Annotated in this window: 16 protein-coding genes; all 16 read right to left on the minus strand. The window is 69.4% G+C overall.

Annotated features, from left to right (window positions below):
* Positions 1–2 precede the first annotated feature (2 nt).
* The 16 genes from rpsJ to rpoB all read right to left on the minus strand — a co-directional run bounded on the left by rpsJ (position 3) and on the right by rpoB (position 23614).
* Positions 3–311, minus strand: a complete 309-nt coding sequence (gene rpsJ, locus D7318_RS18405; protein WP_016473429.1) for a 30S ribosomal protein S10 — start codon at positions 309–311, stop codon at positions 3–5.
* A gap of 483 nt (positions 312–794) precedes the next feature.
* A complete protein-coding gene (locus D7318_RS18410; protein ID WP_120698214.1) occupies positions 795–2258 on the minus strand; it encodes a sodium/solute symporter in 1464 nt (487 codons plus the stop codon).
* Positions 2255–2695, minus strand: coding sequence for a hypothetical protein (locus D7318_RS18415; RefSeq protein WP_120698215.1), 441 nt, complete (start codon positions 2693–2695; stop codon positions 2255–2257). The genes D7318_RS18410 and D7318_RS18415 overlap by 4 nt, the downstream gene beginning before the upstream one ends.
* Positions 2696–2728: 33 nt before the next feature.
* Entirely contained in the window at positions 2729–3478 is a 750-nt protein-coding gene (locus D7318_RS18420) for a LytR/AlgR family response regulator transcription factor (RefSeq protein WP_268987349.1), read from the minus strand.
* Positions 3475–4539 (minus strand): sensor histidine kinase, encoded by a 1065-nt coding sequence (locus D7318_RS18425; protein WP_230423861.1) that lies wholly within the window; start codon positions 4537–4539, stop codon positions 3475–3477. The genes D7318_RS18420 and D7318_RS18425 overlap by 4 nt, the downstream gene beginning before the upstream one ends.
* A gap of 81 nt (positions 4540–4620) precedes the next feature.
* Positions 4621–5751 carry a DUF5954 family protein gene (locus D7318_RS18430; RefSeq protein WP_220729687.1) on the minus strand — a complete coding sequence of 377 codons (1131 nt, stop codon included), beginning with the start codon at positions 5749–5751 and terminating at the stop codon, positions 4621–4623.
* A 67-nt stretch (positions 5752–5818) separates the two neighbouring features.
* Positions 5819–8053: an MMPL family transporter gene (locus tag D7318_RS18435; protein ID WP_120698217.1), complete on the minus strand. Its 2235-nt coding sequence runs from the start codon at positions 8051–8053 to the stop codon at positions 5819–5821.
* Between the two features lie 191 nt (positions 8054–8244).
* On the minus strand, positions 8245–8898 hold the full coding sequence (locus tag D7318_RS18440) for an NAD(P)-dependent oxidoreductase (protein ID WP_120698218.1): 654 nt from the start codon (positions 8896–8898) through the stop codon (positions 8245–8247).
* Between the two features lie 215 nt (positions 8899–9113).
* Complete coding sequence (locus D7318_RS18445; RefSeq protein WP_120698219.1) at positions 9114–10817, minus strand: solute symporter family protein; 1704 nt, start codon at positions 10815–10817, stop codon at positions 9114–9116.
* Positions 10814–11236 carry a DUF485 domain-containing protein gene (locus D7318_RS18450; protein WP_120698220.1) on the minus strand — a complete coding sequence of 141 codons (423 nt, stop codon included), beginning with the start codon at positions 11234–11236 and terminating at the stop codon, positions 10814–10816. The genes D7318_RS18445 and D7318_RS18450 overlap by 4 nt, the downstream gene beginning before the upstream one ends.
* A 220-nt stretch (positions 11237–11456) precedes the next feature.
* Positions 11457–12650, minus strand: coding sequence for an elongation factor Tu (gene tuf / locus D7318_RS18455; protein ID WP_113689430.1), 1194 nt, complete (start codon positions 12648–12650; stop codon positions 11457–11459).
* Between the two features lie 168 nt (positions 12651–12818).
* Complete coding sequence (gene fusA, locus D7318_RS18460) at positions 12819–14942, minus strand: elongation factor G (RefSeq protein ID WP_120698221.1); 2124 nt, start codon at positions 14940–14942, stop codon at positions 12819–12821.
* A gap of 38 nt (positions 14943–14980) precedes the next feature.
* The gene (rpsG, locus tag D7318_RS18465) at positions 14981–15451 is read right to left on the minus strand and encodes a 30S ribosomal protein S7 (RefSeq protein ID WP_049572475.1); all 471 of its coding nucleotides are present in this window, start codon (positions 15449–15451) and stop codon (positions 14981–14983) included.
* Between the two features lie 2 nt (positions 15452–15453).
* Positions 15454–15825: a 30S ribosomal protein S12 gene (rpsL, locus tag D7318_RS18470; protein WP_049572471.1), complete on the minus strand. Its 372-nt coding sequence runs from the start codon at positions 15823–15825 to the stop codon at positions 15454–15456.
* Positions 15826–16105: 280 nt separating this feature from the next.
* A complete protein-coding gene (locus tag D7318_RS18475; RefSeq protein ID WP_120698222.1) occupies positions 16106–20026 on the minus strand; it encodes a DNA-directed RNA polymerase subunit beta' in 3921 nt (1306 codons plus the stop codon).
* A gap of 102 nt (positions 20027–20128) precedes the next feature.
* Positions 20129–23614: a DNA-directed RNA polymerase subunit beta gene (gene rpoB, locus D7318_RS18480; RefSeq protein WP_120698223.1), complete on the minus strand. Its 3486-nt coding sequence runs from the start codon at positions 23612–23614 to the stop codon at positions 20129–20131.
* Between the last annotated feature and the right edge of the window lie 203 nt (positions 23615–23817).

Raw genomic sequence — 23817 nt, forward strand, 5'->3', positions numbered from 1 at the left:
TCTCAGAGCTTGATCTCGATGTCGACGCCGGCCGGGAGGTCAAGGCGCATCAGCGAGTCAACGGTCTTGGGGGTCGGGTCGAGGATGTCGATCAGGCGCTTGTGGGTGCGCATCTCGAAGTGCTCGCGCGAGTCCTTGTACTTGTGCGGCGACTTGATGACGCAGTACACGTTCTTCTCTGTGGGCAGCGGCACCGGGCCCGCGACCGACGCACCCGTGCGGGTCACCGTCTCGACGATCTTCTTCGCCGAGTTGTCGATGACCTCGTGGTCGTAGGCCTTGAGCCTGATGCGGATCTTCTGTCCCGCCATGGCTACTTCGTGATCCCTGTCTCTTGCGCCCTGGCCCCCGGCGGGACGTCTCCGAACCCGCGCCTTCCGACCCACGCGGTCGGGCGTGTCGCGCTCGCTCCCATGGGTCACCGCTGAAGAACCTCCCGGCCGAGGGGCTGGAGGAGGTTTCCTCTACGAGGAGTGGGGGGAGAACTTCCACCGGGCGCCTGGTCGATACGTCGCCCACGCTTCCCGGAAGATCCCGGTATTTCCGCCCCTGCCCTGATCAGGGCGTATATGGAGCGACGAATACAGTGGGACTCGCTTCCAGTCCTCCCGGCGGGAGGCGCGCGGCATCGACTCTCAACCGAGCAACCTGGTCAGTGTGCCACAAGGCCCGCCACGGGTGCCAATCGGCCCGGGGCCGACAGGACGCCCGGCCCATCCGTCCATGCCTTTCCGCTGTGGCGTTGATCACGTCAACGCGTCGGGCGGCGCGCGGCGTTGACGCGCGGGGCCGCCTCACGCGTTCGGGCTGTGCAGCCGCAGCACCGCGCGTTCGGCCCACTCGGGCGGGCGGCCGAGCAGCGAGACGCCGATCATCACGGCGAACGCCAGCGGGACGGTCCAGGCCGCGGGCTGGGCGAGCAGCACGACGAGCCAGCCGGGGCCCGGGTCCGTGAGCACGGAGGCGAGCGCGGAGCCCGTCGCCGCGCACACCCCGGCCGCGAGCCCGGCGGCCGCGCCCGCCGGGGTGAGGCCGCGCCACCAGATGCCGAGCACGAGCAGCGGGCAGAACGTCGAGGCGGCCACGGCGAACGCCCAGCCCACCGCGACGTTGATGTCCACGCGCTGCGCGGGCAGCGAGAGCAGCACGGCGACGAGCGCGCCCGCGGCCACCGCGAGCCGCAGGCGCGGCACGCTGGGGCGGGTCAGGTCGTGCGAGAGGCCGCCGGCGAGCGCCATCAGCAGCCCGGACGACGTGGAGAGGAACGCCGCGAACGCCCCGGCCGCCACCACCGCGGTGAGCACCGAGCCCCAGGTACCCGGCACGATCTCGCCGGGGAGCACGACCGTCACCGTGTCCGTGTCGCCGCCGTCGACGAGCTCGGGCGTGAACACCCGGCCGAGGAGCCCGTAGACGGCGGGGAAGAGATAGAAGACGCCGAGCAGCACGATCACGCCGACCGCGACCCTGCGGGCCATCCACGCCGACGCGCTCGTGTGGAAGCGCATGATGACGTGCGGCAGCCCGACCGCGCCGAGCGTGGTGGCGAGCAGCACCGACCAGGTGGCGAGCAGGGGTTGGCCCGAGCTCTCCAGGTCGAGCAGCGGGCGGCTCCAGTCGGAGACGTCCATGCGCAGCGCCTCGGTGCGCGCCCCGTCCCCGGCGTGGGCGACGAGGAAGACCGCGGGGACGGCGATGAACAGCAGCTTCACCACGTAGTGGAAGCCCTGCACATAGGTGGCCGAGCGCATCCCGCCCGCCGCGATCGACGCGGTGACCACGGCGCCCGCGAGCACGACCCCGACCCAGTAGGGGGTGCCGCTGACCAGGTGGAGCACGACGCCCGCGCCCTTGAACTGCGGCACGAGGTAGAGCCACATGATGACGAGCACGATGACCGCGCACAGCTTGCGGATGCGTTCGGAGCCAAGACGGTAGTCCGCGAAGTCGGGCACGGTGTACGCGCCCGAGCGGCGCATCGGCCCGGCGACCAGGGCGGCGACGGCGACATAGCCCGCGGTGAAGCCGACGGCGTACCAGAGCGTGCCGATGCCGTTCTTGAGCATGAGCCCGGCCAGGCCGAGCACGGAGGCGGCGGAGACGTACTCGCCCGCGATGGCCATGGCGTTCCAGCCGGGCGAGACGCGGCGCGAGGCGACCAGGAAGTCCGGGGTGGTCGAACGGGTGGCGCGGACGCCGTAGACGCCGATCGCCATGCTCGCGGCGAAGAGCAGGCCGATCGCCAGCAGCGCCGTCATCGTCCCCGTCTCCTGGATGGTCCCCGTCTTTCGGATGGCCCAGGTCTCTCGGATGGCCCAGGTCTCCCGGATCGTCCAGGTCTCTCGATCCGCTCGGCGCCGCGGACGTGGAACACGGCGATGACCAGCAGGAGGGGGTAGCTCGCGGCCATCAGCAGCAGCCAGGAGACCGGGATGCCGAGGACGCTGACGCGGCCGAGCCACGCGGCGGCGCCGAGCAGCCCGCTGAGGCCGAAGAGCAGCAGGGCGAGCAGGCACAGGGTGCGCGCCGCGAGCCGCCGCTGGCGGTGGAACACCGCGCGGGCATGGGCGAGTTCGCCCTCGTCGGGCGAGCCGGGGACGGGCTGGGGCAGCAGGTGCTGGGCGGGCCTGTGGCCGCGCGAGAGGGCGATCCTGGTCTGCGGGCTGGTGACCCTGACCCGGCGCGGGCCGCTCATGCCCGTTCCGCCTCCCTCATCTTGTCTCGTCTCTCATCTCGTCTCGTCCCGCACAGCGGCGAGCAGGCGCTCCTTGAGCGCGCGGGCGTGACGCCTGCTGACCGGCACGTCGCCCGCGGGCGTCGAGGCGAGCAGCCCCGACGAGCTGGTGACGCGCAGGTCGCGGACCCAGCGGATGGCGACGAGGTAGCCGCGGTGGGCGCGGACGAAGCCCGCGGGGGCCCAGACCTCCTCCAGGTAGCTGAGGGAGAGCCGGATGAGGTGGGACTCCTCCGCCGTGTGCAGCCTGACGTAGTCGCCGTGCGCCTCGGCGAACTGGATGTCGTCGCGGTGCACGAACAGCGTGTGCCGCCCGCTCTCGATCTGGACGACGGACAGCTCGTCCGCGGGCGGCGGCCCGGCGCTCGGGCGGCGCTGCGCGCCGGCGCGCGAGACGGCTTCCGCCAGGCGCTCGTGGCGTATGGGCTTGAGCAGGTAGTCGGTCGCGCCGATGCCGAACGCCTCGACCGCGTGGTGCTCGGACGCGGTGACGAAGACGATGGAGGGCGGCGCGGAGAGCATGCTCAGCACGCGGGCGACGGCCATGCCGTCGAGTCCGGGCATGGAGATGTCGAGGAACACCGCGTCGAACGTCTCGGTGCCGAGCAGCCGCATGGCGTCCTCGCCGCCCTCGGCCTCGGTGACCGCGTGGATCTCGGGGAAGGCGGCCAGCATGTCGGCCAGCTCCTCCCTGGTGGACGCCTCGTCCTCCACGACGAGCGCGCGCAGCGCCTGTCCGATCAATTCGCCACCACCCCCCGCATGAAGCGCGGCACCCGGATGACGACCTTGGTGCCGCCGCCCCGCGCCGTCTCGATGACCAGCCCGTACTCGGGGCCGTACACGGTCCGCAGCCGCTGGTCGACGTTGGCGAGGCCGACGCTCGCGCGGCCCGTGTCGGGCGAGACCACCGCGCGGCCCCCCGAGCCCGCGAGGATGGCCTGGGCGAACTCGGGCTCCATGCCGACCCCGTCGTCCTCGATCTCGATCACGCAGAGCGGGCCCTCGCCGAAGCCCGAGACGCTGATCGAGCCGGGTCCCGGCTTGGGCTCGAGCCCGTGTCGTACGGCATTCTCCACGATGGGCTGGATGACGAGGAAGGGGATGGCGACCGGAAGGATCTCGGGGGCCATGCGCACCGAGAGCTCCATGCGGTCGTCGAAGCGGGCGCGTTGCAGCTCCAAGTAGGTCTGGATCGCCTGGAGTTCGTCGGCGACGGTGGCGTAGTCGCCCTGGGCGGAGAAGCTGTAGCGCAGATAGTCGGCGAAGTCGTTGAGCAGCGTGCGGGCGCGGGCGGGGTCGGTGCGGATGCGGGCGCCGATGACGGAGAGGGCGTTGTGCAGGAAGTGCGGGGAGATCTGGGCGCGCAGCGTCCGCAGCTCGGCCTGGGCGATGCGGCCTCGGGCCCGGCGCAGCGCGGCGTGGTCGAGCGAGCGTGACACCAGCGTGCCGACGGCGGCCAGCTCGGCCTCGGCGCCCTCGCGGACGGCGAGCGCGCCGGACAGCTCGCCCGCGACGATCAGCGGGACGGCGGACCAGGGCGGGCGGTGGGCGGGGGTGCCGTTCTCATAGGTCTGGGCGAGGAGCGCGGCCAGCTCGTCCGGGTCGGGGTCGGGCCCCGCGACGGCCACGGTCCCGTCGAGCCCGGCGAGCACCACGGCCTGGGCGGCCAGCAGCCGGCGCAGCCGCCGGGCGGCCGAGGGCGCGCCCCGGCCGCCGAGGCCGTGGCGCAGGTCGGTGTCTATGTCCTGGACCACGGTGAGCACGCGAATGGTCATGCCCTCGTCGGGTCGCGGTCGACGCATCCGGTCCAGCATGGCCGCACGCTAGCCGAGTGCGGGCGAACCGAGTAGGCCCCTGACAAGGGGCGTATCCCGCGGGGGCGCTCACTCGCCGCCGTGCGCCGCGCTCTCGCCCTCCGCGCCCGCACCCTCGGCGTCCGCGCCTTCCACGCCCGCGCCCGCCGCCCTGGCGCGCTCCTCCTCGGCCTTCTTGCGCGCCTGGTACTCCTCGACCTCGGCGAGCGGCGGGTGGATCTGCATCGGCCCGTAGGGGTCCTGGTCGGTGGGGCGCGGGGTCTCGGGCCCGTCGGGGCCGATGCGCATCAGGCGCTCGACGCGGATGATGCTGAAACGCCGCCCCAGCACGTCGAGCGCGTCGCTCGGCGGCCCCTTCCGGTAGGTCTCGGCCGCGCGGGCGTAGGTCTCGGCGTCCTCATGGGAGACCCCTTGCTCCAGCTTGGGCAGGAACTCCGAGAGGTAGTTGTACAGCGTGGTGCGCGCCTCGTGCGGCGTGCACTGGGGCCCGGCCATCGGCTCCCAGGCGTTGGCCTTGCGCTCGGCGAAGGTGAACGTGGCGGGCAGCAGCACGACGCCGGGGTGGGTCGTCAGCGCGCGGCGCGAGTCCTCGCGGACGTCCTCGGGGATGCGCGTCGCCTCGTAGTGCAGCGAGAGCAGCTCCATCCGCTGGAGGCTCTCCATGATCCCGGTGGGCCTCGCGTGGTCGATGACGAAGCCCTTGGTGCGGCTGACCGTCTCGCGGCGGCTGCGGTCCCCGATGTCGCGCGAGGGGTCGTCGGGGTCGGTGGGGCGCGGGCCTTCGAGCCCGTCGTCGCCGATGCGGGCGAACTCGTCGCCGCGCACGACGCGGTACCTGACGTCGCCGACCATGATCTCGTCGAGCGGCTCGGTCTCGAGGCGGGCGACGGCGGCGAGCAGCTGCTCCCGGTAGGGGTCGCCGGGCCGGGTCTCGTCCCTGGCCTTGAACCAGAGGTATGAGTTCAGCCCGTCGCGCGAGTGCTGGGCGAAGCCGTCCCCGACGTCGCTCAGCAGACGCCACGCGGGCCCGTCCTCGGGTCGCTGCTCGGCGAATCCGAAGACGGGCCCACGGACGATCACATGGGGGTAACGTTCCGCGGCGCGCATGGCGTCCTGCTCGACGACCTCGGAGACCGGATCGTCCCGATGTGTCACGCGGAAGGTGAGATGGCGTGGTGGGCTCTTGGGGTGATCCTCCATGCGCTCAGTGTGAGGGCAAACCCGGGGCGCGGTCAGTCGATTACACAAAGTCCCCCCGAGGGAGGGGCTAACTTGCCCCCATGTTCACGTCCTCCCGCCGGTGTTCTCCATGGCTCGGGGCCGCCTCGACCGTTTCGCCATGGCTGATCCTCGGGAGCCACGAGAGCGCGCGCGGCAGGTACCAGCTGCGCTCGCCGAGCAACGCCATCAGCGCCGGGAGCAGCACCATCCGCACCAGGGTGGCGTCGACCAGGACGGCGACCGCGAGGCCGATGCCCATCTGCTGCATGTCCTGCATCCGCAGGAGGGCGAAGACGGAGAAGACCGCGATCATGATCGCCGCCGCCCCGATCACGGGCCCGGCCGTGGCGCGTATGCCATCGGTGATGGCGTCGCGGTTGGCGAGCCCGCGGTCGTGGGCCTCGCGGATCCTGGAGACGACGAAGACGTGGTAGTCCATGGAGAGCCCGAAGAGGATCACCAGGACGAACAGCGGCATCCACGCCTCGATCGAGCCCGCGGGCTCCATGCCGAGCAGGTCGGCGCCCCAGCCGTGCTGGAAGACCGCGGTCATGGCGCCGAACGCCGCGCCCACCGACAGCAGGTTGAGCACGATCGAGGCCAGGGCGATCGGGACCGATCGGAAGCTAAGCAGCATCAGTACGAAGGTGATCGCGGCGACATACAGCAGGACCGGGAACAGGTCCTCGCCGAGCTGATCGTTGAAGTCCTCTGAGCCCGCCAGGTCACCGCCCACATACGCCTCGTCGGCCACCGGCTCCAGGGTCTCGGGAACAACCGTGCCTCGCAGCGTCTCGAGGGCGTCGCGCGACGTGTCGTCCGACCCTGACCCGGCCAGCGGGACGGCGATGACGGCGACGTTCTCCTCCTCGTGCAGGGTCACCTCGACGGCCTCGCCGAACTGCCCGGCGTCGGCGAGCCGTTGCTCGAACGCGACGAGCGCGTCGGCGAACTCGGGCGCGGTGACGTCGTCGGCGCGCACCACGACCTCGGCGGGCGCGGGCCCACCGGGGAAGCTCTCGCTGATCTCGGAGTACGCCACGCTCAGCTCCGCCTCGGAGCCGAACTGCTTCTCCAGGCCCAGGAGTTCGGTCTTCATGCCCAGCGCGGGCGCGCACAGCGTGAGCAGCACCACGGCCGAGGCACCGGCCGCGATCACGGGCCGCGCGAGCACCGCCCGGATGAGCGACCCCACGACCCGACCGCCGGGGCGCCGCCCGCCGTTGCCCTGACGCGCGCGCCGGTTGAGCAGCGGAACGCGCCCGGCCTCGACGCGGTCGCCGAGCCAGGAGAGCGTGGCGGGCAGCACGGTGACCGAGCCGACCATGGCGAGCAGCACCACCAGGATGGTGGCCACGGCGAAGCCGTGGAAGAGCAGCAGCCCCGAAAGGAACATCCCTGACATCGCCAGCATCACGGTGATGCCGGAGATCAGCACGGCGCGGCCGCTGGTGCTCGCCGCGATCCGCAGCGCCGTCTCGGCGTCCCGCCCCGCGGCGCGCTCGTCCCGCTCCCTGCGCAGGTAGAACAGGCAGTAGTCGACGCCGACCGCGAGGCCGACCAGGAACATCACGGAGTTGGTCGACTCGAAGATCGGCACCTGGTGCGAGGCGAGCGCCAGCAGCCCGAACGTGCCCGCGCACGCCGTCAGCGCCAGGAACACGGGCAACAGGGCGGCGGCCAGCGCCCCGAAGACCACCAGCAGGATGCCGAGGGCCAGCGGAACGGCCGTGAACTCCGCCGTCCTCAGGTCCTCCGTCAGCATGTCGGACAGCGCGGCGTCGGCGCTCGCCTTGCCGAACTGGTGGATCTCCAGGTCGTCATGGGCCTCGGCGACATCCGCGACGACCTCGACCACGGGCTCCACCCGGTCCCCCGCGGTGGCCGGGTCGCCGTCCATCGCGAAGCCGATCAGCCCCTCGTGCCCACTCTCGGAGCGCAGCGGCTCCTGAACGCCGAGCACCTCGCCGGTGGCCTCGATCCCCGCGATCAGCTCCTCGGCGGCCACCGTCCAGCCGTCGGGCTCGGCGCTGCGGAGCAGCACCTGCTCCGCGGCCGGGCTCACCAGGTCCGTGTCCTCGAGGACCTCGTCGGCGCGGCCCGAGTCGCCCGCGCCGCCCTCGGAGTCCGTCATCTCCCTGGCCCCGGTCGCCCCACCCACCACGGCCGCGACCACGACGAGGAGTAACCACCCCGCGATGGCCGCCCTGCGGTGCCGTGTGCTCCAGCCACCCAGCCGGGCGGCGATCCCTTTCGGTATGTCCTTCACATCACGTGTCATGCACTCGACGTTAGAAAGGCGAAGGGCCGCGTCCCAGCCGTTGGGCCCCCCACACGAAGAGTGTCAACAGGTCTACCCCGGACGGGCGTTGGGACACCCACATCGGGGTGTCAGCACCCTTGACAGAATCTGTACCAGGCGGCAGGACCCGCGCCGTCGGCGGCCGTCCCCCGTCGGACGCGCCGTCCGACTCAGTATCCGACGGTGAAGCGCCGCCCGGTGTGGCGGCCCTCCTCGATCTCGTCCACGACCGCCACCGCGAAGTCCTCCGTGGAGATGCGGCTGACCCCCGCGTCGTCGGCGACCAGCTCGTCATAGGCAGTGCGGTACTCCCCGGTCCGCTCCCCCGGCGCGAGCTCGGCCGCGGGCGAGACGGAGGTCCACCGCAACTCCCCCGCCACGGTCCGCAGATAGGCCAGCGCGTCGCCGTGCGCGCGCATGACCCGCCGCGCCTCGTCCGGGACGTCGGGCGCGTCCCACAGCGGGCGCCCTTCCCTGGTGCGCAACGAGCCCGCGCCGCCCACCATGATCAGCCGCGGCGCCTCGGGGCCCAGCGCGTGCAGCCCGGCCACCAGCGCCTGGGCCGCGGGCCGCAGCACCGCCTGCGCCCCCGCGCCGTCCCGCCCGCCCACCGCGCTCACCACCACGTCCCGCCCCTCGGCCACCGCGCTCACACAGGCCGGGTCGAGCACGTCGCCGCGCGTGACGGTCAGCCGCTCGTGCTCGTCGGGGACGGTCGCGGGGTCGCGCACCACCGCGGTGACCCGGTGACCGCGGTCGAGCGCCTCGGCGACCAGCCTGTGGCCGATGGCGCCGTTCGCCCCGAAGATCGCGATGGTGGCCATGGCCGCCTCCCTGGGCTCGCCGCGCTTTCCCCCAACAGCCTGCCACCGGCCCCTCCCCCGCGCACGGCGAGGCGGGCACGCGGGTCAACGCCCCCCGCGCAACGCGCCCGGACAGCAACGCGCCCGGACAGCAAGGAGCCCGGGGCCCTGAGAGGGGAAGCTCAGGGCCCCGGGCGGGGAGCCGGGCGGGGATTCCCGGCGGCGTGGCAGTCGGCTCAGTGCGTGGTCGCCCGCTCGGCGCCCGCGCCGGTCAGCGCCCTGACCTGGAGCTTGGCGAAGCGCTGCGGGTCGCTCTCGTTCGACGACAGGGTCCCGATGATCGCGAAGAGCAGGCCGACGGGGATGGAGACAAGGCCCGGGTTCTCCAGCGGGAACCAGGAGAAGTCCACGTTCTCGGGGAAGAGCGACAGGTTGTTCCCGGCCGCGTCCACGCCCTTGCCCGACACGACGGGCGAGAAGAACACCAGGCCGACCGAGCTGATCAGGCCCGCGTAGATGCCCCACACCGCGCCCCTGGTGTTGAACCGCTTCCAGAAGAGGCTCAGCAGGATCGTCGGCAGGTTGGCCGACGCGGCGATCGCGAACGCCAGCGCCACCAGGAACGCCACGTTGAGGTTCTGCGCGAAGACCGCGAGCACGATGGAGATCGCGCCCACGCCGATCGCCGCGAACCGCGCGACCCGCACCTCCTCCTGCTCGCTCGCCTGCCCCTTGCGGAGCACGCTGTTGTAGAAGTCGTGCGCCAGCGAGGACGACGACGCGATGGTGAGGCCCGCGACCGTCGACAGGATCGTCGCGAACGCCACCGCCGCGATGAACGCCAGCATCACCGCGCCCCAGAAGTCACCGCCGAAGTGGTCGCCGACCGCCTGCGCGAGCTGTGGCGCCGCGGTGTTGCCCGCGGTGTTCTGCTCCGTGATCGCCTCATGGCCGACCACCGCCGCCGCGCCGAAGCCCAGGATCAGGGTCAGCAGGTAGAAGGTGCCGATGATGCCGATGGCCCAGTTGACCGACTTCCGCGCGGTCTTGGAGTCGGGGACCGTGTAGAAGCGGATCAGGATGTGCGGCAGGCCCGCGGTGCCGAGCACCAGCGCGAGGCCGAGGCTGATGAGGTCGAGCTTGTTGACCATCGTCTGCCACGCGTCGCCCGCGACTTCGACGCCGTAGCGTTGCCCCGGTTCGAGGAACGCGTCACCCGCGGCGCTCGATGCCGCCGCGTCGTTCATGAGCGAGCCGAAGTTGAAGTCGTACATCGACAGGACGAGCAGGCTGACCAGCAGCGCGCCGCCCATCAGCATCACGGCCTTGATGATCTGCACCCACGTCGTGCCGGTCATGCCGCCGAACGACACATAGGTGACCATCAGGATGCCGACGACCACGATGCCGACGATCTTGGCGACATCCGCGCTCATCCCGAGGTAGGTCTCGCCCTCCTCGATGCCCAGCAGCAGCGCCACGAGCGCGCCCGCGCCCACCATCTGGGCCAGCAGGTAGAAGATCGACACCGTCAGCGTGGAGACCGAGGCGGCGGTGCGCACCGGGCGTTGCCTCATCCGGTACGAGACGACGTCCGCCATGGTGAAACGGCCGGAGTTCCGCAGGAGTTCGGCGACCAGCAGCAGGGCCACGAGCCACGCGACCAGGAAGCCGATCGAGTACAGGAAGCCGTCGTAGCCGAACAGCGCGATCGTTCCCGCGATGCCGAGGAACGACGCGGCCGACATGTAGTCGCCGCCGATCGCGAAGCCGTTCTGGATGCCGGTGAAGCCGCGGCCTCCGGAGTGGAAGTCGGTGGCCGACTTGGTCTGCCTGCTGGCCCAGACGGTCACCCCGAGGGTGACGGCGATGAGGACCGCGAACAGGATGACCGTGATCAGCCGCTCCTGGTTCGTGGTGTCCTGAGCGATGACGTTCACGCGTCCTCCCCCTTACGGGCGCCGGGGACGGCGGCCGCGCCCTCGAGTTCCTCGCGCAGCTCGTCGGCCAGCGGGTCGAAACGGCGGTTGGTGTAGCGGGAGTAGAGGACCGCGATGCCGAACGTCGTCACGAACTGCGCCAGGCCGAAGAAGAGGGCGACGTTGGCGCTGCCCACGACCTCCGTGGACATCACGCCGCCCGCGTAGGCGGACATCAGCACATACAGCAGGTACCAGGCGAGGAACGCGACGCTCGCCGGTACCACGAACCGCAGCAGGCGCGAACGCAGCTCCTTGAAGCGCGGATCGTCGTGCAGCGCGGCCGAGCGGGCCTCCAGCTCGCTCTCGGAGGGTGGATTCCCTCCTCCGCCCTGCGGCGGGGGATCGCTGCCTTCCGGCACGGAGTGCGTCGTCGTCATCACCGGCTCCTGGTCGAGGGGAGTGCTCCGGGAAATGTAAGGAGCGTCACACCGGAAGGACACCGCGCGCCCGGCACCGCGCGCCGAGCGGTCGTAATCAGCGCCGAGCGGACGACAAGGGGGCCCCTCGATCGACGGGGCCGACACGCGACAGGGCCGACACGCGACGAGGCCCCGTTCCCCGACGGGAACGGGGCCTCGTACGGCCCTGAGGGTCAGCTCACTTGACGATCTTGGTGACCTGACCGGCGCCCACGGTGCGGCCACCCTCGCGGATGGCGAACTTCAGGCCCTCCTCCATGGCGACGGGCTGGATCAGCTCGACGCGCATGTCGGTGTTGTCGCCGGGCATGACCATCTCGGTGCCGTCGGGCAGGTGCACGACACCGGTCACGTCCGTCGTCCTGAAGTAGAACTGCGGGCGGTAGTTGTTGAAGAACGGGGTGTGACGACCACCCTCGTCCTTCGACAGGATGTACGCGGTCGCCTCGAACTCCGTGTGCGGCGTGACCGAACCCGGCTTGATGACGACCTGGCCGCGCTCGACGTCCTCGCGCTTGATGCCGCGGAGCAGCAGACCGACGTTCTCACCGGCGCGACCCTCGTCGAGCAGCTTCCGGAACATCTCGATGCCGGTCACCGTGGTGGTGGCCTTCTGCTCCTTGATGCCGATGATGTCGACGGTCTCGTTGACCTTGAGGATGCCGCGCTCGATACGGCCGGTCACGACGGTGCCACGACCGGTGATCGTGAAGACGTCCTCGATCGGCATCAGGAACGGCTTGTCGACGTCGCGCTCCGGCTGCGGGATGGACTCGTCCACCGCCGCCATCAGCTCGAGAACGGTCTTGGCCCACTCCGGGTCGCCCTCGAGCGCCTTGAGCGCCGAGACCTTGACGACGGGCACGTCGTCGCCCGGGAACTCGTACTCCGTGAGCAGCTCACGGACCTCGAGCTCGACGAGCTCCATGATCTCCTCGTCGTCCACCATGTCGGCCTTGTTCAGGGCGACGACGATGTACGGGACGCCGACCTGGCGGGCCAGGAGCACGTGCTCCTTGGTCTGCGGCATCGGGCCGTCGGTGGCGGCGACCACGAGGATGGCGCCGTCCATCTGGGCGGCACCGGTGATCATGTTCTTGATGTAGTCCGCGTGGCCCGGGCAGTCGACGTGGGCGTAGTGACGGCTCTCCGTCTGGTACTCGACGTGCGCGATGGAGATGGTGATACCGCGCTGGCGCTCCTCGGGCGCCTTGTCGATGTTCTCGAACGCGAACGTCTCATTCAGGTCCGGGTATGCGTCGTGCAGCACCTTGGTGATCGCCGCGGTGAGCGTCGTCTTGCCGTGGTCGATGTGACCGATGGTGCCGATGTTGACGTGCGGCTTAGTCCGCTCGAACTTCGCCTTCGCCACTGGGGTCCTCCTGTGGACTGGTGCTGTACGCCCCCCGCACCTTGCGGAAGGTTTCAGATGGTCGACCGAACCGGTCAGGACCCCGAGGGGATGCCCTTGACCGCTTCGCTGAAGGGCCGGACACCGGGGGCGAAATGCCCCCGGATGCCCGTTGCTCAAGCTTAGGGGTTACTCGCCCTTGGCCTTCGCGATGATCTCCTCGGCGACATTCTTGGGAACCTCGCCATAGGAATCGAACTGCATGCTGTAGCTCGCCCGACCCGAGGTCTTGCTGCGCAGGTCACCGACGTAACCAAACATCTCGGACAGCGGCACGAGCGCCTTGACGATCTTGGCGCCGCTGCGGTCCTCCATGGCCTGGATCTGGCCACGGCGGGAGTTGATGTCACCGATCACATCGCCCATGTAGTCCTCGGGCGTGGTGACCTCGACGGCCATCAGCGGCTCGAGAAGCGCCGGGCTGGCCCGCCGCGCGGCCTCCTTGAACGCCATGGAACCGGCGATCTTGAAGGCCATCTCGGAGGAGTCGACGTCGTGGAACGCGCCGTCGAGCAGGGTCACCTTGACGCCGGTGAGCGGGTAGCCGGCGAGCACGCCGAACTCCATCGCCTCCTGGCATCCCGCGTCCACCGAGGGGATGTACTCCTTGGGGATGCGGCCACCGGTGACCTTGTTCTCGAACTCGTACCCGTCGCCCTCGAGCGGCTCCAGGCGGATCTGCACCTTCGCGAACTGACCGGAGCCACCGGTCTGCTTCTTGTGCGTGTAGTCGACCTTGTCGACGGCGCGGCGCAGGGTCTCCCGGTAGGCGACCTGCGGCTTGCCGACGTTGGCCTCGACGCGGAACTCGCGCCGCATGCGGTCGACCAGCACATCGAGGTGCAGCTCGCCCATGCCCGAGATGATCGTCTGACCGGTCTCCTGGTCGGACTTGACCTGGAAGGACGGGTCCTCCTCGGCCAGGCGCTGGATCGCGATGCCCAGCTTCTCCTGGTCGCTCTTGGACTTGGGCTCGATGGCGACCTCGATGACCGGGGCCGGGAAGTCCATCGACTCCAGGATCACCGGGTTGCCGGGGTCGCACAGGGTCTCGCCCGTGGTCGTCTGCTTCAGGCCCATGACGGCCACGATGTCGCCGGCGCCGACGCGGTCGATCTCCTCACGCTTGTTGGCGTGCATGCGGTAGATCTTGCCGATGCGCTCCTTCTTCTCCTTCACGGAGTTCTGCACCTGCGCGCCCGCGGTGAGCACGCCGGAGTAGATCCGGATGAAGGTGAGCTTCCCGAGGTGCGGGTCGCTCGCGATCTTGAAGGCGAGCGCGGCCAGCGGCTCCTCCTCGGACGGCTTGCGGAGGATGACCTGCTCCGCGTCGCGCGGCGAGTGCCCCTCGACGGCCTCGACGTCGAGCGGCGACGGCAGGTACCGCACGACCGCGTCGAGCAGGGGCTGAACGCCCTTGTTCTTGAACGCGGTGCCGCAGAACACCGGGGTGACCGTGATGGAGCCCTCGGCGCCCGTGGAGGCGAGGGTGACCCGGCGGATGGCCGCCGTGAGCTGCTCCGGGGAGGGCTCCTCGCCCTCCAGGTACAGCTCCATGATCTCCTCGTCGTTCTCCGCGACGCCCTCGACCAGCTTGCCGTGCCACTCCTCGGCCTGGTCCTGGAGGTCCGCGGGGATGTCGACGACGTCGTACATCTCGCCGAGCTTGGTCTCCTCGGACCACACCAGGGCCTTCATGCGGACCAGGTCCACCACGCCCTTGAATCCGGCCTCGGCGCCGATCGGCAGCTGCATGACCAGCGGGGTCGCGCCCAGCCGGTCGACGATCATGTCGACACAGCGGAAGAAGTCGGCCCCGGTGCGGTCCAGCTTGTTCACGAAGCAGATGCGCGGCACACCGTAACGGTCCGCCTGGCGCCAGACGGTCTCCGACTGCGGCTCGACACCGGCCACACCGTCGAACACCGTGACGGCCCCGTCCAGGACGCGCAGCGAACGCTCCACCTCGACCGTGAAGTCGACGTGCCCGGGGGTGTCGATGATGTTGATGGTGTTGTCGACGTCGTCGAGGGACCAGTGACAGGTGACCGCGGCGGACGTGATCGTGATGCCGCGCTCCTGCTCCTGCTCCATCCAGTCGGTGGTCGCCGCACCGTCGTGAACTTCACCGATCTTGTAGCTCATGCCGGTGTAGTACAGGATCCGCTCGGTGGTCGTCGTCTTGCCCGCGTCGATGTGGGCCATGATCCCGATGTTGCGGACCCTGGCCAGGTCAAGTGAAGTGGTAGCCATCTGGCTTCAGTCTTCTCTCGGTCTCGATGGGGTTGCGACTACCAGCGGTAGTGCGCGAAGGCCTTGTTGGACTCGGCCATCTTGTGGGTGTCCTCACGCTTCTTCACGGAGGCACCGAGCCCGTTGGAGGCATCGAGCAGCTCGTTCATCAACCGCTCGGTCATGGTCTTCTCGCGACGGGCACGGGAGTAGCCCACGAGCCAGCGCAGGGCGAGGGTCGAGGAACGACCCGGGCGGACCTCGACCGGCACCTGGTACGTCGCGCCACCGACGCGGCGAGAGCGGACCTCGAGGGTCGGCTTGACGTTCTCCAGCGCGCGCTTGAGCGTGATGACCGGGTCGTTGCCGGTCTTGTCCCGCAGACCCTCCATGGCGCCGTAGACGATGCGCTCGGCGGTGGAGCGCTTGCCGTTCAGCAGCACCTTGTTGATGAGGGAGGTCACCAGAGGAGAGCCGTACACCGGGTCGATGTGCACGGGACGCTTCGGGGCTGGGCCCTTACGAGGCATGCTTACTTCTCCTTCTTGGCGCCGTAACGGCTGCGGGCCTGCTTGCGGTTCTTGACGCCCTGGGTGTCCAGGGAGCCACGGATGATCTTGTAGCGAACACCCGGCAGGTCCTTCACACGGCCACCGCGCACCAGCACGATGGAGTGCTCCTGAAGGTTGTGGTTCTCACCCGGGATGTAGGCCGTGACCTCGATCCCGTTGCTCAGCCGCACACGGGCGACCTTGCGCAGGGCGGAGTTCGGCTTCTTCGGGGTGGTGGTGAACACACGCGTGCAGACGCCGCGCCGCTGAGGGGAGCCCTCGAGCGCCGGCGTCTTGTTCTTCTCGACCTTGTCCTGCCGGCCCTTACGGACCAGCTGCTGGATCGTTGGCACGATTTCTCCGGTTTCTCTGTGCCGATCTCAATAAAGCTAACCTGGGCCACAGCACCGACCCACGCGGTCGGGCGTGTCGAAGACTCCACGGTCCAGCTGCCACGCGCGTGCGGGGAGCGGATGCAGATCCCGGAGTTCCTGTCTGCGGCTGAAAGAGCGCAGGGAACACCCCAGGCACAAGGTCAGAGCGTACCTACCCCACGGGCTGGGGTCAAAACGCGTTCTCTCCACGCGAAGAGGCGGGCGGATGGGGATCCCATCCGCCCGCCTCGGCGCCGTATCAGCCCTGGTAGGGACCGTAGTCGTAGTCCTCGAGCGGGACCGCCTGGCCCGAGCCCGAGCCGAAGGGCGAGTAGTCGATGTCGTCGTAGCCGACGGCCGAGTACATCGCGGCCTTCGCCTCCTCGGTGGGCTCCACCCGGATGTTCCGGTAACGGGACAGGCCCGTGCCGGCCGGGATCAGCTTGCCGATGATCACGTTCTCCTTGAGGCCGATCAGGGAGTCCGACTTGGCGTTGATCGCCGCGTCGGTGAGCACCCGGGTCGTCTCCTGGAACGACGCCGCCGAGAGCCACGACTCGGTGGCGAGCGACGCCTTGGTGATGCCCATCAGCTGCGGGCGGCCCGAGGCCGGGTGACCGCCCTCGGCGACCACGCGGCGGTTCTCCGACTCGAACTTCGAGCGCTCGACCAGCTCGCCCGGCAGCAGCTCCGCGTCGCCGGACTCGATGATCGTCACCCGGCGCAGCATCTGCCGGACGATGATCTCGATGTGCTTGTCGTGGATGGCCACACCCTGGGAGTTGTAGACCTTCTGGACCTCGCCCACCAGGTAGATCTGCACGGCCCGCTGGCCGAGGATCCGCAGCACGTCGTGGGGGTTGGCGGCGCCGACCGTCAGCGGCTGGCCGACGGTGACGTGGTCGCCCTCGCCCACCAGGAGCCTGGCCCGCTTGGAGACCGCGTAGGAGGTCTCGTCGGAGCCGTCGTCCGGCGTGACGATGACCTTCTTGGTCTTCTCGGTCTCCTCGATCCGCACGCGGCCAGCCGACTCGGAGATCGGCGCGACGCCCTTGGGCGTGCGGGCCTCGAACAGCTCGACCACACGCGGCAGACCCTGCGTGATGTCCTCACCCGCGACACCGCCGGTGTGGAACGTCCGCATGGTCAGCTGCGTACCGGGCTCACCGATCGACTGGGCGGCGATGATGCCGACCGCCTCGCCGATGTCCACCAGCTTGCCGGTGGCCAGCGAACGCCCGTAGCACATCGCGCACGTGCCGACGGCCGACTCGCAGGTGAGCACGGAGCGGGTCTTGACCGTCTCGACGCCGTGCCTGATCAGCTCGTCGATCAGCACGTCGCCGAGGTCGGTGCCGGCCGGGGCCAGGACCTTGCCGTCCGCCACGATGTCCTCGGCCAGGCAGCGGGCGTAGACGCTGGACTCGGCGTCGTCCGCCTTGACCAGCGCGCCGTCCGTGCCCTTGGAGGCGATCGTCAGCTTCAGGCCGCGGTCGGTGCCGCAGTCCTCCTCGCGGATGATGACGTCCTGGGAGACGTCCACCAGACGCCGGGTGAGGTACCCGGAGTCGGCGGTCCGCAGGGCGGTGTCGGCCAGACCCTTGCGCGCGCCGTGCGTCGAGATGAAGTACTCGAGCACGGTGAGGCCCTCGCGGAACGACGCCTTGATCGGCCGCGGGATGGTCTCGTTCTTCGCGTTGGACACCAGGCCGCGCATACCGGCGATCTGGCGCATCTGCATCATGTTCCCTCGGGCGCCCGAGTCGACCATCATGAAGATGGGGTTGGTCTTCGGGAAGTTGTCGCTCATGGCCTCGGCGACCTCGGCGGTCGCCTTCGTCCAGATCGCGATCAGCTCCTGCGTGCGCTCGTCCTTGGTGATCAGACCGCGCTCGTACTGCTTCTGGACCTTCTCGTCCTGTGCCTCGTAGTTGGCGATGATGCTCTTCTTCGCCTCGGGCACGACGATGTCCGAGACCGCGACGGTGACGCCGGACCGGGTGGCCCAGAAGTAACCGGCGGCCTTGAGGTTGTCCAGCGCGGCCGCGACCACGACCTTGGGGTACCGCTCGGCCAGGTCGTTGACGATGCGGGACAGCTCCCGCTTGCCCACGGACTGGTCGACGAACGGGTAGTCCTCGGGCAGCAGCTCGTTGAACAGCGCGCGGCCCAGCGTGGTGCGGAGCCTGAAGCTGTCGCCCGGCTGCCACTCGCCCGCGGCGGAGCCGCCGTCGGACCCGCCCTCGGCGGGCTCCGGCGGAGTCCAGCCGCGGTAGGGCACCGAGCCGACGGGGAAGCGGATGTCGATCTTCGCCTGGAGCGACAGCTCCCCGGCGTCGAACGCCATGATCGCCTCGGCGGTCGAGGCGAACGAACGCCCCTCGCCGCGGACCTCCCGCTCCTCCTCGTCGGTCGTGAGGAAGAACAGGCCGAGCACCATGTCCTGGGTGGGCATGGTCACGGGGCGGCCGTCGGCGGGCTTCAGGATGTTGTTCGACGACAGCATCAGGATGCGGGCCTCGGCCTGGGCCTCGGCGGACAGCGGCAGGTGCACCGCCATCTGGTCACCGTCGAAGTCGGCGTTGAACGCCGTACAGACCAGCGGGTGGATCTGGATGGCCTTGCCCTCGACCAGCTGCGGCTCGAACGCCTGGATGCCGAGCCGGTGCAGGGTCGGCGCTCGGTTCAGCAGGACCGGGTGCTCGGCGATGACCTCTTCGAGGACGTCGTACACCACGGTCCGCTGGCGCTCGACCATGCGCTTGGCCGACTTGATGTTCTGCGCGTGGTTCAGGTCGACCAGGCGCTTCATCACGAACGGCTTGAACAGCTCGAGCGCCATCGCCTTGGGCAGCCCGCACTGGTGCAGCTTGAGCTGCGGGCCGACGACGATCACGGAACGGGCCGAGTAGTCGACGCGCTTGCCGAGGAGGTTCTGGCGGAAGCGGCCCTGCTTGCCCTTGAGCATGTCGGACAGCGACTTCAGCGGCCTGTTCCCCGGGCCCGTGACGGGACGGCCGCGGCGGCCGTTGTCGAACAGGGCGTCCACGGCCTCCTGGAGCATGCGCTTCTCGTTGTTCACGATGATCTCGGGGGCGCCGAGGTCGAGAAGCCGCTTCAGGCGGTTGTTCCGGTTGATGACGCGGCGGTACAGGTCGTTCAGGTCGGAGGTCGCGAAGCGGCCACCGTCGAGCTGCACCATCGGGCGCAGGTCCGGCGGGATCACCGGGACGCAGTCGAGCACCATGCCGCGCGGGCTGTTGGACGTCTGGAGGAACGCGGAGACGACCTTGAGCCGCTTCAGGGCGCGGGTCTTCTTCTGGCCCTTGCCGGTGCGGATGATCTCCCGCAGCCGCTCGGCCTCCTCGTCGAGGTCGAACGTCTCAAGGCGCTTCTGGAGCGCGGCGGCGCCCATCGAGCCGTCGAAGTACGTCCCGAAGCGGTCGCGCAGCTCGCGGTAGAGCAGCTCGTCGCCCTCGAGGTCCTGGACCTTGAGGTTCTTGAAGCGGTTCCACACCTCGTCGAGGCGGTCGAGCTCGCGCTGGGCCCGGTCGCGGAGCTGCTTCATCTCGCGCTCGGCGCCCTCGCGCACCTTGCGCCTGGCGTCGGCCTTGGCGCCCTCGGCCTCGAGCTCGGCCAGGTCGGCCTCCTGCTTCTTGGCCCTGGCCTCCAGGTCCGCGTCGCGGCGCTGCTCGATCTGCTGGCGCTCGACGGAGATGTGCGCCTCGAGCGACGGCAGATCGCGCGTGCGGCGCTCCTCGTCCACGAACGTGATCATGTACGCCGCGAAGTAGATGACCTTCTCGAGGTCCTTCGGGGCGAGGTCGAGCAGGTAGCCGAGGCGGGAAGGAACGCCCTTGAAGTACCAGATGTGGGTGACGGGCGCGGCAAGCTCGATGTGGCCCATCCGCTCACGGCGCACCTTGGCGCGGGTCACCTCGACGCCGCAGCGCTCACAGATGATGCCCTTGAAGCGGACGCGCTTGTACTTGCCGCAGTAGCACTCCCAGTCCCGGGTGGGGCCGAAGATCTTCTCGCAGAAGAGTCCGTCCTTCTCGGGCTTGAGCGTGCGGTAGTTGATGGTCTCCGGCTTCTTGACCTCGCCGTGTGACCACTGACGAATGTCGTCAGCGGTGGCCAGGCCGATCCGCAGCTCGTCGAAGAAGTTGACGTCGAGCACTCTCGTCAATCCCTCTCAGGGTCGTGTCAGTCAATGGTCTGTCGGGGTCCGGGGTGGGGAGGCCGGCCGGGGTGAGAAGCTCGCCCCGGCCGACTCGGCCCGTCAGACCTCTTCGACGCTGCTCGGCTCGCGCCGGGACAGGTCGATGCCGAGCTCCTCCGCGGCGCGGAAGACGTCCTCGTCGGTGTCCCGCATCTCGATGGACATGCCGTCCGATGACAGCACCTCCACGTTGAGGCAGAGCGATTGCATTTCCTTGATGAGCACCTTGAAGGACTCGGGGATCCCGGGCTCCGGGATGTTCTCGCCCTTGACGATGGCCTCGTAGACCTTCACGCGGCCGGTGACGTCGTCGGACTTGATGGTCAGCAGCTCCTGGAGGGCGTAGGCCGCGCCGTACGCCTCGAGCGCCCAGACCTCCATCTCGCCGAAGCGCTGGCCGCCGAACTGGGCCTTACCGCCGAGCGGCTGCTGGGTGATCATCGAGTACGGCCCCGTCGAGCGGGCGTGCAGCTTGTCGTCCACCAGGTGGTGCAGCTTGAGGATGTACATGTAGCCGACGGAGATCGGCTCGGGGAACGGCTCTCCGGACCGGCCGTCGAACAGCTGGGCCTTGCCCGAGGGCAGCACGAGCCGGTCGCCGTCGCGGTTGGGGATGGTCGACTCGAAGAGACCGGCCATCTCGTCCTCGCGGGCGCCGTCGAACACGGGGGTCGCGACGTTGGTGCCGGGCGCGACGTCGTCGGCGCCGATGGCCGCGAGCCGCTCCTTCCACTCCGCGTCGAGGCCCTCGACCCGCCAGCCCTGGGAGGCCAGCCAGCCCAGGTGGATCTCCAGGACCTGCCCAGGGTTCATCCGGGAGGGGACGCCCAGGGGGTTCAGGATGATGTCCACCGGGGTGCCGTCCTCGAGGAACGGCATGTCCTCCACGGGCAGGATCTTGGAGATGACGCCCTTGTTGCCGTGGCGGCCCGCCAGCTTGTCGCCGTCGGTGATCTTGCGCTTCTGCGCGACATAGACGCGGACCAGCTGGTTCACGCCGGGGGGCAGCTCGTCGCCCTCCTCGCGGTCGAAGACGCGCACGCCGATGACCTTGCCGGTCTCGCCGTGCGGCACCTTCAGCGAGGTGTCGCGGACCTCACGGGCCTTCTCGCCGAAGATCGCGCGCAGCAGCCGCTCCTCGGGGGTCAGCTCGGTCTCGCCCTTGGGGGTCACCTTGCCGACCAGGATGTCCCCGGCCTCCACCTCGGCGCCGATGCGGATGATGCCGCGGTCGTCGAGGTCGGCGAGGACCTCCTCGGAGACGTTCGGGATGTCCCGGGTGATCTCCTCGGGGCCCAGCTTGGTGTCGCGGGCGTCGACCTCGTGCTCCTCGATGTGGATCGAGGAGAGGACGTCGTCCTGCACCAGGCGCTGGGAGAGGATGATCGCGTCCTCGTAGTTGTAGCCCTCCCAGGGCATGAACGCGACCAGTAGGTTCTTGCCGAGGGCCATCTCGCCGCGCTGGGTCGAGGGGCCGTCGGCGATGACCTGCCCGGTCACCACGCGCTCGCCCTCCTCGACCTGCACCTTCTGGTTGTACGAGGTGCCCTGGTTGGACCGGTGGAACTTGGCGAGCCGGTGCGTGACGTGCGTGCCGTCGTCGTTGGCGATGGAGATGTAGTCGGCGGAGACGTCGGTGATGACGCCGTCCTGCTCGGCCTTGATCACGTCGCCCGCGTCCACCGCGGAGCGGTACTCCATGCCGGTGCCGACCAGCGGCGACTCGGCCTGGATGAGCGGCACGGCCTGGCGCATCATGTTCGAGCCCATGAGCGCTCGGTTCGCGTCGTCGTGCTCGAGGAACGGGATCATGGCGGTCGCGACCGACACCATCTGGCGCGGCGAGACGTCCATGTAGTGGACCTCGGTGCCGGTGACGTAGTCGATCTCACCGCCGCGGCGGCGGACCAGCACGCGGGACTCGGCGAAGTGGTAGTCGTCGGTCAGGCGGGCGTTCGCCTGCGCGATGACGTACCGGTCCTCCTCGTCCGCGGTGAGGTAGTGCACCTCGTCCGTCACGACGCCGTCGGTGACCTTGCGGTACGGGGTCTCGACGAAGCCGAAGGCGTTGACCCGGCCGAACGCCGCGAGCGAGCCGATCAGGCCGATGTTCGGGCCCTCGGGGGTCTCGATGGGACACATGCGGCCGTAGTGCGACGGGTGCACGTCACGGACCTCGAGACCGGCCCGCTCACGGCTGAGGCCACCGGGGCCGAGCGCCGAGAGGCGGCGCTTGTGGGTCAGCCCGGAGAGGGGGTTGGTCTGGTCCATGAACTGCGACAGCTGGCTGGTGCCGAAGAACTCCTTGATGGAGGCGACGACCGGCCGGATGTTGATGAGCGTCTGCGGCGTGATCGCTTCGACGTCCTGCGTGGTCATGCGCTCGCGGACGACGCGCTCCATCCTGGCGAGGCCCGTGCGGACCTGGTTCTGGATGAGCTCGCCGACGTTGCGCAGGCGGCGGTTGCCGAAGTGGTCGATGTCGTCCGTCTCGACCACGATCGTCCGGCCCGTGCCCGTGGCCGTCTCGGTCTCCCCCGCGTGCAGCCTGACCAGGTACTTGATGGTCGCGACGATGTCCTCGACCGTGAGCACGCCCGCGTCGAGCGGCTCGTCCCCGCCGAGCTTCTTGTTGATCTTGTAACGGCCGACCTTGGCCAGGTCGTACCGCTTGGGGTTGAAGTACAGGTTCTCCAGGAGGGTCTGCGCGGCCTCGCGGGTCGGCGGCTCGCCCGGGCGGAGCTTGCGGTAGATGTCGAGCAGCGCGTCGTCCTGGCCCTGGGTGTGGTCCTTCTCCAGGGTGGCCCGCATCGACTCGTAGTCGCCGAACTCCTCGAGGATCTGGTCGGAGGTCCAGCCCAGCGCCTTGAGCAGCACGGTCACCGACTGCTTGCGCTTGCGGTCGATGCGCACGCCGACCATGTCGCGCTTGTCGATCTCCATCTCGAGCCAGGCGCCCCTCGAGGGGATGATCTTGGCGGAGAAGAGGTCCTTGTCCGAGGTCTTGTCGATCGTGCTGTCGAAGTAGACGCCGGGGGAACGGACCAGCTGGGAGACGACCACGCGCTCGGTGCCGTTGATGACGAACGTGCCCTTGTTGGTCATCAGCGGGAAGTCGCCCATGAAGACCGTCTGGGACTTGATCTCACCGGTCTCGTTGTTCGTGAACTCGGCGGTGACGAAGAGCGGCGCGGCGTACGTGAAGTCGCGCTCCTTGCACTCGTCGATCGAGTTCTTCGGGGGCTCGAAACGGTGATCGCGGAACGTCAGGGACATCGACCCCGAGAAGTCCTCGATGGGGGAGATCTCCTCGAAGATCTCCTCGAGACCGGACTTCGTCGGAACGTCCTGTCCACTGTCAAGCGCGGCCTCGACGCGGGCTTTCCAGGCGTCGTTCCCGAGCAGCCAGTCGAAACTCTCGGTTTGCAGCGCAAGGAGATTCGGAACCTCGAGAGGCTCCTTGATCTTCGCAAAAGAGACACGCAGGGGTGCGGTGCTGGTGCCATTATTCGTACTGTTGGTCGAGGCGGTGCGCGAGGCGGCCAAGAGGGGGTCCTTCCGAGGGCTCGGACTCTCTGCGCGCGGACCGGCTCTCCTGGTGACGGGCAGGGAGCAGCCAGGCAGCGCAAAGGGTCAGTGTAGCCACAAGACCCACTGATGTCCAATGTGCCGGTCAAGCATCGAGGAGCCACCCTCGGTGTTCTTCACGCAGTGCCCATCGTGCGGTACTTCCCTGCCACTTCGCCGTG

Source organism: Streptomyces radicis, assembly GCF_003626575.1.
Lineage (GTDB): Bacteria > Actinomycetota > Actinomycetes > Streptomycetales > Streptomycetaceae > Streptomyces > Streptomyces radicis.